General features: G+C 53.4%; 1 protein-coding gene. It reads right to left on the minus strand.

Going from position 1 to position 929, the window contains the following annotated elements:
• The coding region (gene tuf, locus ACZ6J2_RS21785; protein ID WP_047749302.1) for an elongation factor Tu at positions 1-929 on the minus strand (929 nt) is incomplete at both ends.

Below are 929 nucleotides of genomic sequence, written 5' to 3' on the forward strand. Positions count from 1 at the left end.
CCTTCACGGATTGCGAAACGCAGACCGTCGTCCATCGCGATTGGGTGGATCAGAGTCACAACCATCTTGATGTTGTCGCCTGGCATTACCATCTCAACGCCTTCTGGCAGTTCGATGGTACCGGTCACGTCAGTTGTACGGAAGTAGAACTGTGGACGGTAGCCTTTGAAGAACGGAGTATGACGGCCGCCTTCGTCTTTGGACAGGATGTACACTTCAGATTCGAACTTGGTGTGTGGCTTGATTGAGCCTGGCTTCGCCAGAACCTGACCACGTTCGATTTCTTCACGTTTGATACCACGCAGCAGAACACCAACGTTCTCACCAGCACGGCCTTCGTCCAGCAGTTTGCGGAACATTTCAACGCCAGTACAGGTAGACTTCGCAGTCTCTTTAATACCAACGATTTCAACTTCTTCGCCAACTTTGATGATGCCGCGCTCTACACGACCGGTAACAACGGTACCACGACCGGAGATGGAGAATACGTCTTCGATTGGCAGCAGGAATGGCTTGTCAATCGCACGCTCTGGTTCTGGGATGTAAGAATCCAGGAAGCCAGCCAGTTCGATGATTTTCGCTTCCCACTCAGCTTCGCCTTCCAGCGCTTTCAGAGCAGAACCACGAACGATTGGGGTATCGTCGCCCGGGAAATCGTACTGAGACAGCAGTTCACGAACTTCCATCTCTACCAGTTCCAGCAGCTCTTCGTCATCAACCATGTCGCATTTGTTCAGGAACACGATGATGAAAGGAACGCCTACCTGACGACCCAGCAGGATGTGCTCACGAGTCTGAGGCATTGGGCCGTCAGTCGCAGCAACAACCAGGATCGCGCCGTCCATCTGCGCAGCACCGGTGATCATGTTTTTAACATAGTCGGCGTGGCCTGGGCAGTCTACGTGTGCGTAGTGGCGAGTCGGGGTGTC

Source organism: Enterobacter sp. E14S (assembly GCF_055666685.1).